General features: G+C 38.8%; 11 protein-coding genes. 8 read left to right on the top strand and 3 right to left on the bottom strand.

Annotated elements, in window-relative coordinates:
• On the bottom strand, positions 1 to 2,154 hold the full coding sequence (fadB, locus tag I8T81_RS17215) for a fatty acid oxidation complex subunit alpha FadB (protein WP_198071725.1): 2,154 nt from the start codon (positions 2,152 to 2,154) through the stop codon (positions 1 to 3).
• 573 nt (positions 2,155 to 2,727) lie between these two features.
• Here fadB and lpxO point away from each other — a divergent pair.
• Complete coding sequence (gene lpxO, locus I8T81_RS17210; protein ID WP_198071724.1) at positions 2,728 to 3,642, top strand: lipid A hydroxylase LpxO; 915 nt, start codon at positions 2,728 to 2,730, stop codon at positions 3,640 to 3,642.
• A 72-nt stretch (positions 3,643 to 3,714) separates the two neighbouring features.
• On the opposite strand, the gene I8T81_RS17205 is transcribed toward lpxO, so the two are convergent.
• Complete coding sequence (locus I8T81_RS17205) at positions 3,715 to 4,560, bottom strand: NPP1 family protein (RefSeq protein WP_227602142.1); 846 nt, start codon at positions 4,558 to 4,560, stop codon at positions 3,715 to 3,717.
• A gap of 320 nt (positions 4,561 to 4,880) precedes the next feature.
• Between I8T81_RS17205 and I8T81_RS17200 the strand changes: the two genes are divergently transcribed.
• The 5 genes from I8T81_RS17200 (at position 4,881) to I8T81_RS17180 (ending at position 9,744) form a co-directional block, all read left to right on the top strand.
• A complete protein-coding gene (locus tag I8T81_RS17200) occupies positions 4,881 to 5,411 on the top strand; it encodes a CHAP domain-containing protein (RefSeq protein WP_004699114.1) in 531 nt (176 codons plus the stop codon).
• Positions 5,412 to 5,543: 132 nt separating this feature from the next.
• Complete coding sequence (uvrC, locus tag I8T81_RS17195) at positions 5,544 to 7,343, top strand: excinuclease ABC subunit UvrC (protein ID WP_198072787.1); 1,800 nt, start codon at positions 5,544 to 5,546, stop codon at positions 7,341 to 7,343.
• A gap of 120 nt (positions 7,344 to 7,463) precedes the next feature.
• Positions 7,464 to 8,258 carry a thioesterase family protein gene (locus tag I8T81_RS17190; protein WP_198071723.1) on the top strand — a complete coding sequence of 265 codons (795 nt, stop codon included), beginning with the start codon at positions 7,464 to 7,466 and terminating at the stop codon, positions 8,256 to 8,258.
• A gap of 118 nt (positions 8,259 to 8,376) precedes the next feature.
• Positions 8,377 to 8,964, top strand: coding sequence for a CDP-diacylglycerol--glycerol-3-phosphate 3-phosphatidyltransferase (pgsA, locus tag I8T81_RS17185; RefSeq protein WP_004699108.1), 588 nt, complete (start codon positions 8,377 to 8,379; stop codon positions 8,962 to 8,964).
• 168 nt (positions 8,965 to 9,132) lie between these two features.
• Positions 9,133 to 9,744, top strand: coding sequence for an alpha-ketoglutarate-dependent dioxygenase AlkB family protein (locus I8T81_RS17180; protein WP_198071722.1), 612 nt, complete (start codon positions 9,133 to 9,135; stop codon positions 9,742 to 9,744).
• A 194-nt stretch (positions 9,745 to 9,938) separates the two neighbouring features.
• Here the strand turns inward: I8T81_RS17180 and I8T81_RS17175 are convergent, their stop codons facing one another.
• Complete coding sequence (locus I8T81_RS17175) at positions 9,939 to 10,712, bottom strand: IclR family transcriptional regulator (RefSeq protein WP_004699103.1); 774 nt, start codon at positions 10,710 to 10,712, stop codon at positions 9,939 to 9,941.
• Positions 10,713 to 11,206: 494 nt separating this feature from the next.
• Here I8T81_RS17175 and I8T81_RS17170 point away from each other — a divergent pair, with 494 nt between their 5' ends.
• Together I8T81_RS17170 and I8T81_RS17165 are read left to right on the top strand one after the other, a co-directional pair.
• Complete coding sequence (locus tag I8T81_RS17170; RefSeq protein ID WP_198071721.1) at positions 11,207 to 13,306, top strand: FUSC family protein; 2,100 nt, start codon at positions 11,207 to 11,209, stop codon at positions 13,304 to 13,306.
• A complete protein-coding gene (locus I8T81_RS17165; RefSeq protein WP_004699097.1) occupies positions 13,299 to 13,505 on the top strand; it encodes a DUF1656 domain-containing protein in 207 nt (68 codons plus the stop codon). The genes I8T81_RS17170 and I8T81_RS17165 overlap by 8 nt, the downstream gene beginning before the upstream one ends.
• Positions 13,506 to 13,534: the final 29 nt, after the last annotated feature.

Here is a 13,534-nt window from a genome sequence, read left to right as displayed (position 1 = left end):
TTAACCGTAGAATTTTTTGTTGTTAGCAGCCATGTCGCGCAACATTTGCGGCGCTTCATAAGCCTTACCTAAGTGTGCATATTTGTCGCAAAGCGCAACGTATTCAGCAACACCTGTTTGGTCGATGTAACGGCATGGACCACCACGGAATGGAGGGAAACCTACACCCATAATCATTGCCATGTCTGCTTCAGCGGCAGTTACAACGATGTTGTCTTCTAAGCAACGAACTGTTTCGTTACAGAAAGCAAGCATCATACGGTCAATGATTTCTTGGTTATCAAACTCACGTTTCTCGCCAGTCACGAAAGGAGCAATGATTTCATATGCTGTTGAATCAACAGTTTTTGCTTTCTTGCCTTTCTTGTCGAGTACGTACTTGTAGAAACCAACGTCATTCTTTTGACCAAGACGTTTAGCTTCGTACATTGCTTGAATTGAACCTTTGTAGTCTGGCTTCATACGGTCTGGGAAACCTTCTGCCATGACTTCTGCACCATGTACACCTGTGTCGATACCAACAACGTCGATGAGGTAAGCAGGACCCATTGGCCAGCCAAACTTAGACATTACATTGTCAACTTGTTGGAAGTCTGCGCCGTCTTTTACAAGAAGGTCAAACGCACCAAAGTAAGGGAACAATACACGGTTAACCAAGAACCCTGGGCAGTCGTTTACAACGATTGGTGTTTTACCCATTTTTTGAGCAAGCACTACAGTCGTTGCAATCGCTTCTTCAGAAGTTTTTTCACCACGAATAACTTCTACAAGCGGCATCATGTGAACTGGGTTGAAGAAGTGCATACCAACGAAGTTTTCAGGACGTTGTAATGCTTTCGCTAAACGCGTGATTGAAATCGTAGACGTATTAGAAGCAATGATCGTATTTTCACGAACATTCTTTTCAGTATCCGCAAGTACCATTTCTTTAACTTTTGGATTTTCAGTTACTGCTTCGATTACGATATCAACCTCTTTAAACTCGTCGTAGCTTAAAGTAGGGCGGATACGTGCAAGAGTTTCACCCATTTGCGCAGGTTTCATTTTCTTACGTTCAACTTGTTTAGTTAACAAGCTGTTCGCTTCTGACATACCTAATGCAAGTTGTGGGTTACCAATATCTTTCATGATAATTGGTGTGCCTTTGCTTGCCGCTTGGTAAGCAATACCACCACCCATAATACCAGCGCCAAGTACTGCTGCTTGGTTTACAGGGTGTGCACCTTTTTCATGTTTTTTAGCAGTTTTCTTAACAACTTGGTCATTGAGGAATAAACCAATCAATGCACCAGCTTGTGGAGTAATCGCTGCTTTCGCAAAGCCTTCAGCTTCAACTTTTAACGCTTCATCACGTGCAAGGCTTGCACCTGCTTGTAATGAATCAAGTAATAATTTTGGAGCAGGGTATTGAGCAGGGTTTGCTTTAGCAAGTACTGCACCTTTTGCTGTGTTGAACGCCATCATTTGTTCAAGCGGGTTCAATTTTACAGCATCAAGTTTTTCTTGGCGTTTTGCTTTCCAGTTTAAACGACCAGAAATTGCTTGTTTAACCAGGTCAGTTGCAGCATCAAGTAATTTATCAGCAGCCACTACAGCATCAACAGCACCATCTTTAAGTGCAGCAGCCGGTTTTTTAGGAACAGCCATTGCCATCCATTCAACTGCGTTATCGATACCGATAACACGGCTTAAACGAACGCTACCACCGAAACCAGGATAAATACCGAGTTTGATTTCAGGTAAGCCCACTTGTGCAGCTTCTGACATCACACGATAGTCACACACTAAGCACATTTCAAAACCGCCACCTAAAGCCATGCCATTAATAGCAGCAACTTTTGGAAGGTCTAAATCTTCAAAGCTATTGAAGATCTCGTGAACAGGCATAAGCCAGTCAACAATTGCTTTTTCGCCTTGGGCGAAGTTTTCGCCAAATTCAGTAATATCTGCACCAACAATAAATGTAGATTTACCCGAAGTTACAACTAAGCCTTTAATATCGTTATTGGCTTTTACAGCAGCAATCGCTGCTTGGAAATCTTCAATTGTTGCACGGTTAAATTTATTGACCGACTCACCTTGTAAGTCAAAGCGGAATTCTGCAATTCCGTCCGAAAGCATTTGGACGGTAATGGCATTGCCAGCGTGGATCATGCCTGATCTCCTTAGTTTTGGAGGACTTCTAAGTTGATGTTATGAAGCGTGTGCACAGCTTAGGTACACATTTATGCTTCGCTAATCTTACGATAACTATATCTAAAAAAAACCTGACAAGTTGTATCAAGCCGTGACGCAAGGGTCATCTTATTTATTATTCAATTCATCTTTATTAAATGCATAAAAGAAATCATAAAGATAGGTTCTAATCAAAGATATTTGTTTTAATTTAAATTTTTGTTTATAAAGCATTAGGATTATGAAATTTTTATATAAAAATGAGTAATTTTTAAAAGTTAATTTTCTGTCAAAAATGTCAATTGTTCGTAGAATCGTCTATAAATAACAGTAACAATTGTGATGAATTTTAACCTTCTGGATGTTATGGAAAAATACAGTATATTTTAAATTTTTATTACATTAGTGCTGTCTACTATTTAACTTAATTTTTTGACATTCGCTTTTTATAAGTCAATTTTGTTAAAATTTGCGCCAATTAATAATCTTCCGGCTGCGATTACCTTTAAAAATTAAGGTAAGGTTGCCCTAAACTTTTGAAAGAGTAGCAATATGATTAAGTGGATCGTATTAGCGATTTTTGTAATATCTGCATTGTATATCCAACATCGCGGCAAAGTGCGTCACTCGTTTTATCGTCAATTTTTTGACCATTCAACCTTGCTCGCACCGATTAACTTTTTAATGTACATCTTTTCAAAGGTACCGAATCAGCCTTATATCGATACTCAACACTTCAAAGATTTAAAAGTGTTAGATGAAAATTGGGAAATGATTCGAGACGAAGCGAAAGCTTTATATGACCAAGGTGGGATTAAAGCATCAAGTACCTACAATGACTTGGGTTTCAACTCGTTCTTTAAAACAGGATGGAAACGTTTTTACCTGAAATGGTATGAGTCAAGCCATCCTTCGGCTGCTGAACTTTGTCCGAAAACAACGGCTTTACTCAAAACATTACCGACTATTAAAGCAGCAATGTTTACCGAACTTGCTCCTGATAGCCGTTTGGTTAGACACCGTGACCCATACGCAGGTTCACTTCGTTATCACTTGGGTTTAATTACACCAAATGATGATCGCTGTTTTATTGATGTCGATGGTGAAAGATACTCTTGGCGTGACGGTCAAAGCGTTGTGTTTGATGAAACGTATATTCACTATGCTGAAAATAAGACCGATCAAAACCGTATCATTTTCTTCGCGGACGTTGAGCGTCCAATGAAAGTGAAATGGATGGAACGTTTCAACTATTGGTTTGGCCGTAACGTGATGACTGCAGCAAGCTCACCGAATGAAACAGGTGACCAAACGGGTGGTTTAAATAAAGCTTTTGGTTATGTGTACCAAATTCGTATTAAAGCTAAAGCGTTAAAAGCGAAAAACCGTAAATTATATTACTTTTTAAAATGGTTCCTCATGCTTGGGATTTTTTTCCTGATTTTTGTGCGACCATATGTATTTTAATTAAAACGCCCGAAAGGGCGTTTTTTTATTTTAATTAAATTTATATTAAATTAAGTTTTTATTGCGTGTTAACTAATAAAAGGTCACATTGTTCCATTCAGCAGGTTTCTTACTGTTTAGAAAGTTAATAAGTCGAGATGGTTTTATTTCAAGTGTTGCTTTACCGTAGTCAGAGCTAAAAAGAGTATTAATGTAATTAGTAGGTGCCTGATCAATGTCAATCACATTAGGTAAAACCCATTTTCCTGTTGGATTTTCTGGAGTCTCATTAACAACTTGAATATTATTTGATGTTTTTGATGCAGCTAAACGCAGAGCATGTGTCAATACACCATCTTTATGATAAACCACTGCATAGGCATTATTACCATATTCTTTTGCTAATGGAGATAGATTGGCTGCTGTATTTGTTAATTCTCCATGTGCGCTTACCCCTATATGCGTTACCTTACCGTCTTTCATCCAGACTACGGCGTGTTCTAGGTCATGTCGATGTCCTATAAAGTCTAAGTTACCATTTACGGCTTTATCTTTAACTGTATAAAGTGCAAAAATACGACCGCAGTAAATAGAATTCTGATAAGTCGTACATTTCTCCTTGTAAATAATATTTGCTTTGCTTAACTGATCCCTATAACTACATTGACCTTCTAAAGTACCTGAGGTGCTCAAACCATTATTCGGGTAATAGTTTTCACCTTGTTTTTGTACTGGTGCTGAAGCTAAACATCCATCTGTGTCAAAATCAAAGACAATTTTTCCGTTTTCCAAGTTTATGGGTTGCAACGTAGAAAGACCTGTAACACATGCTGGTTGGTCTGCACTGCATAGAGGAACTTGGCTCCAGTCTTTTGAAAAACCTTGAGTTGAGTAGATCAGGCTACCGATTAGAGTAAAGATTAAGATATGTATTTTCATATATTATGGATATTTTAAGAGTTGAATCCAAATATTAAAAAAGTTAAATGACATTATTTTTTCAGTTTTATTAAAATATTATTTTATGTGTATTTTAATAATATTTTGTTTTTAATAAATTTTTTATAAAAAATAACTTTATGTAAATTTTCATTAAGTAGATAATTTAAAAAATAATTAATTATTGATCTAAATGATTAATTTTGTGATCCATTTCACAGTGCTAGGAATTTGTTACAACTATTAAAAGCCAACGCATAATTTTGATTCTACAATTGCTCCGTTTTTTCGAAGACTGGTTAGCGGAAGTAGGTTTCAAAATGGCTCATGCTCATCACGTAGCTCATGCACATGTTCACCACATTAAATTGAGAAAAGAAGAAAGTTCTCAGGGTGACTTAAAAACGAAAGCGATGTTAAACAAAGCTTCTGCTGAGACTAAAAAGCATAGCCGATCGGCTTCTAAAAGACATAAGGTAGAAGACCAAAATATCGATCTGCATAAGTTCTCAAGCAAACTTGAAAGCATGTCAGCAAAACACAGTAAAGAAAAATGTGCCAAGAATATCCGTATTGCTTTACAAGCGGCTGGTGCAGACGTTTCAAAGCATCCAGTGGCTGCATCTGACTGGGGGCATACTCTAGAAAAGAATGGCTATAAGAAAATCAAACCGGCATTCAACCGTCCTCAAGAAGGCGATATTTATATTATTGAACGTACCAGTGGCCATACCTACGGGCATATTGCTGGCTATACGGGCAATGGCTGGTTCTCAGATTTTCGTCAAAAAACCTATGCGGTGTATAAAGAAAAAGACGTGAAATATAGTTACTATCGTCTCGATTCTTAAGACCTACGACACACTTTGTCGGTCTACTTCGTCATCGCTTGTCAAATTTAGGTTCTGGCACAGTAAAGCACTTGAAAAGTAAGGATGAAAACATCACATTAGGTATTCAGTATTAAGCCATGCATGCCAATAGTGAATCAAAACGCTCGTCCTCATATTGAAAAAATTTTAGCCCATATGACCCAGCTTCCAGGCGTTTATAAAATGCTAGGGAAAGATGGTGAGTTGTTATATGTGGGCAAAGCAAAAAACCTAAAAAATCGGGTATCGAGTTATTTTGTCAAAACCATTGAGCATCCAAAAACTCAGGCTTTAGTTGCCAGAATTTATGATATTGAAACGCTTGTCACGCGTTCAGAAACAGAAGCGCTGCTTTTAGAACAAAACCTAATTAAACAACATCGTCCGCCTTATAACATCATGCTGCGAGACGACAAATCATATGTCTATATTTTTGTTTCCGCAGATAAGCCGTATCCGCGAATTGCCAGTGGTCGTGGCAAGGGTAAACATCAAATTGGTAAGTTCTTTGGGCCTTATCCAAGCGCTTATAGTGCCCGAGATACCTTGCTAGTTTTACAAAAACTTTTTAATGTGCGCCAGTGTGAAAACAGTTACTTCTCACAGCGCAAACGTCCATGTTTGCAATATCAAATCAAACGCTGTTCGGCCCCATGTGTAGGCTTGGTTTCACCAGAAGATTACAAAGAAGATGTGAATAACAGTATTCGTTTCTTACAAGGTGACACCAAAGAATTAAACCAAGAGCTGATTGCGAAAATGGAGCAGGCTGCGGCAGATCTTGAATTTGAAAAAGCCGTTTTTTATCGAGACCGATTGTCTTTACTTCGTGAAGTACAAGCACAGCAAGCTGTTTTCAAAGTGAAAGGTGAAGCTGATATTTTGGCCATTGCCTATCAGGCTGGTGTGACATGTGTACAGATTATGCATGTACGTAACGGACGTATGCTAGGTGGTAAAAGTTATTTCCCTGATATGTTGGGTGATGACCTCGGACAAATGCTAAGTGACTTTATGGCAAACTTTTACTTTCAGGTTGCTGATGAAGTACCAAGTGAACTGATTGTAAATACTGCTTTGTCTGACCATAAAGAGCTGGAAGAAGCCTTAGCACAGCAGTTTGGAAAGAAAGTCCAGATTAAGAGCAATGTGCGAGAAACACGTGCTGAATGGTTAGAGCTTGGTGAAATGAACGTTCAGCATGCAATTAAAGGTCAGTTGAGTAACCACTTAGAACTCAATGAGCGTTTCCACCAGCTTGAGCAGGTGGTTGGCCGTCCAATTGATCGTATCGAATGTTTCGATATTAGTCATACCATGGGCGAAGCACCGATCGCATCATGCGTGGTATTTGACCAAGGTGGTGCGCGTAAACGTGACTACCGACAATTTGCCATTCAAGATATTACTGCGGGCGATGATTATGCTGCAATGCGACAAGCTTTAACGCGTCGCTATAAAAAGGCGATGCTGCCTGATTTGCTTTTAATTGATGGTGGTAAAGGCCAGCTTCATATGGCAATGGAAGTTATGCAAGAACTTGGACTTGAAGCTTTCATGATTGGTGTCTCAAAGGGTGAAGGGCGTAAACCGGGACTTGAAACGCTTCATTTTACTGACGGCACAAAGATTCAGTTACCTGAAGATCATAAAGCCCTACATTTGATTCAACAGGTACGTGATGAAGCTCACCGTTTTGCGATTACCAAACACCGAGCTAAACGTGATAAACGTCGTAGCACCTCAGTTTTAGAAGCAATTCCGGGCTTAGGACCTAAACGCCGTCGAGATTTATTAACACATTTTGGTGGGATTCAAGGCGTGTTAAAAGCATCGGAAAAAGAACTGACAGTCGTGCCGGGCTTAGGGGAAGTGATGGCAAGAACAATTTATAAAATTTTGCATGAGTAGCCACGTATTTAAAATTTGAGTGACAAAAGCACTCATAAATTAATAGCATCATGACCATTCACATGATGGTCAAAATAATGAAAGATACTTTCTAATCACGCACATGACTTAGGGATATGCATGTCATTATTACAGCTATTTGAAGATGTAAAACAAAATGAATGGATTGATATACCCGCAGGGTGGTTACAGGGCCGTACGGTTTTTGGTGGCCTTGTTGCTGGGCTATTAATGCAAAAAGCATGCTCCCATATTCAAGATCCAAATAAAAGATTATTAAGTTGTAGTGTTACTTTTGTGGGTCCTGTACAGCAAGGTTCTGCCCGATTGACTATTGAAGTTTTAAGAGAGGGGAAGTCAGTCAGTACGCTTGAGGCACGTTTATGGCAAGATGACGCAGTGCAAACCATTTTGGTTGCAAGTTTTGGGGCATCTCGTGCATCGAGTATTGAGGTTAAACAAGAACCCGTTGCTCCTGCATATGTACAACCTGAAAATTTATCTGTCATTCCTTTTGGTCAGCATATGCCTGAATGCTTTCAGCACTTTGAAGTGTGTTGGGCTGAGGGTAATTATCCGGTGACAGCAAGTGAGCATCCAGACTTTGGTGGTTGGTCAAGGTTCTCGCCAGAGCAACATGAAAATCGTCAACTAACATTGCCTGATTTGATTGTTCTCATGGACATTTGGCCGCCAGGTGTTTTGCCCATGTTTAAGCAAGTTGCGCCTGCAAGTTCTTTAACGTGGCACATTACGTATGTGAACCCAGTCCAGCATCAATTGTGTGACTGGTTTAAATATAAAGTCGCCACAGAATATGCAAGTGAAGGTTACTCGACAGAATATGCATATCTCTGGGATCAAAGTGATCATTTAATTGCAATTTTGAGGCAAACTGTTACGGTATTTACCTAAGCAATCTACTTTCTCGATTCACATATTTCGTATAAAGTGGCTGTTACAGATAGATACAATATTGAAGTATGTGTCTTTGTCTGTTAAAAGATGCGTGAAGACTAAATTGGCGGTGTTTATGACCACAGGGCGAATCCTGAATATCCCAAATATCCTAACTTTGGCGCGTATCGCGCTTATTCCAGTATTTTTGGTGATTGCATATTGGCCGCCTGCAATAGGTATTGGTGAGCACGTAGGAAGTATGACTCGTCATATTATCTTGACTGCAATCTTTGTGCTGGCTGCTATAACCGACTGGTTTGATGGCTATTTGGCACGATCTTTAAACCAGACTTCAGCATTTGGCCGATTTCTAGACCCAGTTGCAGACAAACTCATGGTAGCAGCTGCACTTATTGTTTTAGTACAGTGGAAACCTACCATTGCGATGGCTTTTGCAGCAATTGTTATTATTTCACGGGAAATTACTGTTTCTGCTCTACGTGAGTGGATGGCAGAACTGGGTGCGCGAACCAGTGTAGCAGTGTCAACTGTAGGTAAATATAAAACTGCATTTCAAATGATTGCCATTAGTGTGTTCTTACTCAACTGGCAGCCTTTAGAAATGTTGGCTTATGCTTTGTTATATACCGCAGTCATTCTTACTTTGTGGTCAATGTTTATTTATTTAAAAGCCGCGTGGCCATATCTAAAGCAGCCATAAAACCAAATAAGATTCTAAAAAGCCTTTCCTTGAGAAAGGCTTTTTTATTGCAAAGCGCAAAAATAGCGTAACTCACGTAATTGGTATGATAAGCAAATACCATTGGCAAAACGGCTCTTAACTGGCATTGTTAGCTTGAGAGATAGCTAAGCAGCAAGGGGAGATTGCATGACTCTAGATTTATTTTCTCCGGAACCTTGTGAAAATTTATTACCTTATGATGGTGAAGTTCAGGACTATGGATGTATTTTAGGTGCTGAAGAGGCCGAGCAATATTTTCAGTATTTGTATCAACATCTGGCATGGCGACATGATGAAGCGAAGTTATACGGCAAGCACTTCATTACTCCCCGCAAAGTTGCTTGGTATGGTGACGAGCATTATAGATATAAGTATTCTGGTGTTTTTCGGGATTCTTTGCCGTGGGACAAAGCGCTTGCTAAGTTGAAACAGCAGGTAGAACAAATTCTTTCAGAAAAATTTAATTCTTGCTTAGCCAATCTTTATGAAGATGGAACGCAAGGTATGGCTTGGCATAGCGACTCAGATGTTTCTTTAGCTAGAACAACCACCATTGCTTCTTTAAGTTTTGGAGCGACCAGAAAGTTCTCTTTTAGGCATATTCACACTAAAGAAAAAGTTGAAATGTGGTTACAGCCGGGCCAACTTATTGTGATGCGCAGTGAAACTCAACAATATTGGCAACACCATTTAAATCGTTTGACAAAAATTTTACAGCCACGTATTAATCTGACATTTCGTCAGTTCAAATTTTCATAAGTTTTTGCTAAAAATTAGGCAAGAAAAAAGCCCATGATGGCTGCATGAGCTTATTCCTCTGAGGGAGAGCCTTCTATTGATGAGCTGCTGATGAAAAGAATCATCAATAGGTGCTAAAATCATAATATGAGAATATTTTGATATTTTCAATGCTTAAAAATGTAAAAAAACTTTAAATTATCAAAAATACTATTTTATATCTCGCCTTTTTCTGAGAGTTCCATAAAGCGCTGCTCAATCAATCCAGCATTTTCTTGCAAAATTTCAATCAGTTTTTGAATATTTAAAAAGTCAAAACGATTCTTTGATGCGACTAATGTTAAAGCCAAAGGAACTTCTTTACTCGAAAAACGAACGGGAACGGCAAGGCCTGAAACATTAGGGTCAATCTCACCTTGTGAGAAATAGAAGCCTTGTTTTTTTATTTTACGCATGCGTTGAATAAAGCTTGTTTCGTCTAGAGCAAAACCTGACTGCGATAGCTCATTCTGAAAACGTTCATAGTAGTCATGCATGCGCTGCTTACTTAAATGTGACACCATTGTTTTTGGTGAAGCTCCAACATAGATCGGACGCGGGCAGCCTCGACCATATGAAAGTAATTCAGTATCTTTGAAAATCTCATGATGAATATCAATACAATAGTCATCATTTAAATAGGTGAGTAAACAGCAAAGTTCAGTGCGCTCAACAATATTACGCATAAACGGCGTACTGATTTGGACGAGTGGATCTGTTGTTCTTGATACATAGTCAAGAACTGCTATTTTTGAGCCTAAAGTGTAATCGCCAGAAGTACCATTAATACGTTTTAATAAGTCGGCTGATACGAGTTCTTTCAGATAACGATAGCTGGTCGGTTTAGACAAGCCAAGTTCTTCGCAAATAATATCGACATTAATCACTGGTCGTGAAACTGAAAATAAATCCAGTACGGTTAAAATTTTGCCAAAACTTGAAATTGCCATGATGTCTTATTCGTATCCTTAATAAAGTGTCACACTTGAGTTCTTATAACAGAAAAATTGAAGCTTTGTCTCAATTGCAAGATAACTACCTGATTTAAATATTTTACGCTCAGAATCAGAAAAGTTCTCTTGATTCGTACATCATATATGATTAACTAAAAACATATCAAATTATCAAATAAAGATATTTTAGTTGACTAAATCACTTTAATTTGAAAAAATTGTGCAACAAAATATCTAATTGAGAAATTGGTTTACTCTGCCAGCTTTCTCGATGTCTCTCCTTTCCTAAGCTTGGTCGCCTAAATAGCGGTCAAACTGAAATCATCTGGGCATATCATGCAAAGATGTAGGAAAAATCATTGTATTGAAGGATGCTCTCATTAACTCATTTGTCTATACGGCAAATGACAAAGTCGTGTTGTCTTTTTAAAAAGGCAAGGGCACGCTGAGGAGCATGCTCATCAGTTCAAATCTGTATTTGAGATGAGTTCATGTTATTAAAGCAAATACTGGCTTTTCGCCCGAGTAAGCTTGATCTAATTTTTGCAATAAAGACATTTATTGCCGGCATGTTGGCATTATTTGTCTCGTTTGAATTAGACCTGATTAATCCAATGTGGTCGATCGGTACTGTCTTGATTATCGCCAACCCTTATTCGGGTATGGTGTCGTCTAAGTGTGTCTATCGTGTTTTAGGGACGGTGGGTGGCGCTATTGTTGCATTAACAATCACGCCTCATCTGATTAATACGCCGTGGATCTTTACGGTGGTGTTATCACTATGGGTGGGCTTTGCGCTTTATGTATCCTTACTCGACCGGACGCCTCGTAGTTATGCATTTATGCTGGCGGGTTATTCAACTGCAATGATTGCGTACAACGCGATTACTTATATTGATCAGTACAATATTTTTGATATTGCTTTGGCGCGTGTACTTGAGATTTCAATTGGTGTGATTTCAAGTGCAGTGGTTTCCGCAACTATTTTGCCTATGCATATTGGTTCAGCCATTAAGCAGCGTGTAACTAAAACACTTAAAGATACCGAGAGCCTGTTTGCAAACTTATTAAATGCAGATCAACAGCAAAACAATACACAGCTTTTAGCCGCAATTACTCGTGATACAACTGATATTCATGCTTTGGCAGTTCACTTGAGCTATGAAAAAGGTGAATTGCATGGCATGACCAAGCCTTTGCAAGAAATGCTCCATCAAATGTCGATGGTAGTTGCAAACTTAGTTGCTTTGTCCGAGCGAATTAAACAGTTACAAGAACTTAATTTTATTGAAAGTCATGCGGACAAATTAAAACAGCTTTCAGGTCATGTGATTCATTTTCTCGAACAAAAAGACCAGATGACTGATGAAAATGTTTTGCAGTTACCTGACGAGTTTGAAAATGACTTTTTGAACTTAAATGACTCGGCTTCTGAACATCAGCAAGTTTTATTGGCTGCCATGAAAATGGATGTCCGCCACTTTATTAGTAATGTATTGGCTGTAAAAGTTTTATGGCAACGCATCAAACAGGGTAATAAAGAGATACCAGATAACATTACTCCAATGACGACTAAATATCCAAGTTTGCACCGAGATCATGGCGTAGCCGTCAGAGGCGGTATTAGTGCGGTACTCATTACATTTATTGTGACAGGTGTGTGGATTCTGTCTGGCTGGAAGGCTGGATTTATGATGGCACAGATTGGGGCCGTAACTGCCTGTATTTTAACAGCCTTAGATAACCCTGTCCCTGTCTTACGTATTTTTATATGGGGCAGTGTGGCATCGGCCGTTTTAGTGTTTATTTATGCTTTTGGTGTTTTCCCTCATGTCACTACATTTTGGGAGCTTGGACTCGTTTTACTACCGATGTTCTTATTTGCGGTTTCTATGATGGCAAATCAGGCACTCATGCCTGTGGGCATGGTGCTGGGTATTAATACCATGATGGGCCTGAACTTGCACAATGCTTATAGCATGGATGCAGTGTCTTACTTAGACAGTTCATTCGGTATGGTGATGGGCGTGTTGGTATCTCTCATTGTGATAGATGTGGTACGTGCCATGTCACCCGATACCAGTGCAAATCGTATTCTGGCTTTACATTATCGTGCGATGCGCCAAGCGATTTATATTCCTTATGGTATTGAATTCAAAGTTCATTTGCGTGCGATGTTAGACCGTGTAGGTGTTTTAAATACCAAAATGGTTCAGTCAGAAGAGATTAAAAAATCAATTCATCAGGCACTTGTTGAATCAAGTGCAATTGTTGATTTAACCCGTTTGCAAGAGTTAGCAAATCAGGTTCAGTCATCTTCAGAACTGGCTCATCATATTGGGCGTTTGCAACAAGATTTAGATGAGCTATTTAGAGCTAAAGAGAATGAAAAAGATGAAGCAGATGTATTAATACAACATATTCATCAGACTTTGTTTGAACTAAAACAGCTTGCTTCAAATATAGAAGATATGGCTATTCGCCAAAGATTATTTATTTCACTAAATAATATTGCTTATAGCATGTGTCATGTTTCATCAAACCAAATGAATGCAGATCGTACGCTTACAGGAGCCACAGCGCATGGGTGAGTTTAATGTCTACGGTATTTACGTGCCCGCTTTGCTCGTCCAAGCCTTATTTGCATATATATGTTTCCGCTTGTTAAGTCCTTTAACTAACAAATGGATTGCACAAGGCTGGATTGCATTGCCCAGCATTTTCAATTTGTGTTTTTACCTTTTATTACTTTTGGTGATACACCAAGTTTTTGTTGGGTTAGGTGCTTAAAGATGATTGCCAGATTAAAGATTGAGTTA

The sequence above is a fragment of the Acinetobacter seifertii genome, from assembly GCF_016064815.1.
Lineage (GTDB): Bacteria > Pseudomonadota > Gammaproteobacteria > Pseudomonadales > Moraxellaceae > Acinetobacter > Acinetobacter seifertii.
This window is presented reverse-complemented; position numbering and strand designations above follow the sequence as displayed.

Coding starts and splice junctions, on each gene's coding strand:
- I8T81_RS17205 (WP_227602142.1), bottom strand. CDS start 4,560: ATGAAAATACATATCTTAATCTTTACTCTAATCGGTAGCCTGATCTAC.
- pgsA (WP_004699108.1), top strand. CDS start 8,377: ATGACCACAGGGCGAATCCTGAATATCCCAAATATCCTAACTTTGGCG.
- I8T81_RS17165 (WP_004699097.1), top strand. CDS start 13,299: ATGGGTGAGTTTAATGTCTACGGTATTTACGTGCCCGCTTTGCTCGTC.
- I8T81_RS17175 (WP_004699103.1), bottom strand. CDS start 10,712: ATGGCAATTTCAAGTTTTGGCAAAATTTTAACCGTACTGGATTTATTT.
- I8T81_RS17170 (WP_198071721.1), top strand. CDS start 11,207: ATGTTATTAAAGCAAATACTGGCTTTTCGCCCGAGTAAGCTTGATCTA.
- I8T81_RS17190 (WP_198071723.1), top strand. CDS start 7,464: ATGTCATTATTACAGCTATTTGAAGATGTAAAACAAAATGAATGGATT.
- I8T81_RS17200 (WP_004699114.1), top strand. CDS start 4,881: ATGGCTCATGCTCATCACGTAGCTCATGCACATGTTCACCACATTAAA.
- lpxO (WP_198071724.1), top strand. CDS start 2,728: ATGATTAAGTGGATCGTATTAGCGATTTTTGTAATATCTGCATTGTAT.
- I8T81_RS17180 (WP_198071722.1), top strand. CDS start 9,133: ATGACTCTAGATTTATTTTCTCCGGAACCTTGTGAAAATTTATTACCT.
- fadB (WP_198071725.1), bottom strand. CDS start 2,154: ATGATCCACGCTGGCAATGCCATTACCGTCCAAATGCTTTCGGACGGA.